This window comes from Candidatus Accumulibacter phosphatis, assembly GCF_012939955.1.
Classification (GTDB): Bacteria; Pseudomonadota; Gammaproteobacteria; order Burkholderiales; family Rhodocyclaceae; genus Accumulibacter; species Accumulibacter delftensis.
In genome coordinates, this window is record NZ_SPMY01000089.1 from 1 (window position 1) to 1,711 (window position 1,711).

Below are 1,711 nucleotides of genomic sequence, written 5' to 3' on the forward strand. Positions count from 1 at the left end.
ACCGGAAAGGAGTGCCATGTCGGAGCTCTAGTAGAAAAAAAGTTCTCAAGTATCTTTGCACTATGCCGTTGCCTGTAAGGTAGACACGGTCGGCGCAGGTAAAGAAGCCGGTCAATGCACGAGTCGCTCCGCGAATGAGCACGCCGAAAAATGACAGGCTCTTAGTGCGGTAATATCTTCACCTTTCGCGCACGAGCACCAAGAACCAAATCCTCCCATTAATAAAACAACAATTGTCACGAGAGTTGAACGGTAAACAAATCAAGATTTCCTGTCCTCCGCAAGCGCTGGAGACTGCGCGCGTATCTCGCATGGCTTGTTGCTTTCGTTATTTCTGCTGCTCTGCCAAGCATCGCATCAAGCAAGGTCATCGCTCTGGTCTTCGACGACTCGGGCTTGCTGTCGCTTGTGAATGCCAGATCTACTCACTTTGTCCCGATGACTTCAATGTCAATGCGGCGGTCTGGCTCTAGGCATTCTATGACTTGCTCACTCATTGACCCCGTGCACTGACCGGGCTTGGTGAGCGGCTCCCTATTGCCTTTCCCTTCGACGTAGATACGATCAAATGGGACACCCTGGCTGACAAGATATTCCTTCGCAGCGCCGGCGCGCCCCAAGGAAATGTCTTGGTCGCCAGCTTGTTCTATGCGATCAGCGTGTCCAATAACAATGATTACCTCCAATTTGACGGTTTTGGCCCTAGCAACAACTTCGTCGAGCCCATTTTTTAGCCTTAGGGCTCAAGGTTACCCGTCCAAAGTTGCTTGGATCATTAAATAAACTTTTGTAATTACTAAAGGCAAAAACCAAGAGCAATAGACCCCCAATGATCAAAAAGGCTGTTAACATGAGTGCGAAATCCAGGTAATAAATACCAAGCATTGCGTGCGGTTTTTGGGGGCTTCCAACCCGTCACCGCAATACTAGGCTGTTGTTGAACTTGGGGCGATGGTTGAACGTGGGGTGATGGTTGAACGTGGGGTGATGGTTGAGCTCGGAACTGTCTTGAGCCAGGGGATCGGAAGCGATTAATCACCAGTTCCCGATAACAATCTCCACATGGCTGCCCAATAAACCACCAGTGCCCACTCTTGCATTTCGCAAGCAATGCACTACTTCTCGATGCATATTTCCGAAGAATATTCGCCCATTCGCGCGATGTTGGCCGGATCGTGGGCAAAGAGCCGAACGCACGATCAAAGTAAAGCCTTAACTCATTTGGAAAGCAGGAATGTGCGCTAACATGCAGCGGATCAATAAAACCATGAGGCTTTATACCATAAGGGTACATACCTCTAGCCAATCTGCCCTGTCGATCAGTAGGCGCATTATTCTTTTTGGCTATGCCATCGTAAGGATGGATCCCGAAGTTGAGCAGCCTAAAAATAATAACCGCTAGCGCGAACCGATCCTGATGCTCAGGTTCGGCAATGTGCTTATTCTGGAATTCAGGAGCAGTGTATTCAGGGGTCGTTTGTGGTGCCGAAAAAGCTCGACCAGGCATATTTACATGGAACCCATCGCAATCGAGTACCGCAACATAAAGTTCCTGACGATACAAGCGGAGATTGACGGGTTTCAGATCGACTATTCGATGGCCCTTATCGTGAATTGCGCTTACGACCCCCGCAAGATTGGCTGCGACTGTGATGCGCGCTCCCAAATCTGATCGCAGACTCTTCTGCCCCGCCATCTTTGGTACTAGGAT

The 1,711-nt window shown here is 49.6% G+C and carries 2 pseudogenes; both read right to left on the minus strand.

Annotation, left to right across the window (positions count from 1 at the left end):
* Window positions 1–425 precede the first annotated feature (425 nt).
* Window positions 426–710 (minus strand): annotated as a pseudogene (locus tag E4Q23_RS21170) (OmpA family protein); the annotation flags it as partial.
* An 86-nt stretch (window positions 711–796) separates the two neighbouring features.
* Window positions 797–1,711 (minus strand): annotated as a pseudogene (locus E4Q23_RS21175) (hypothetical protein); the annotation flags it as partial.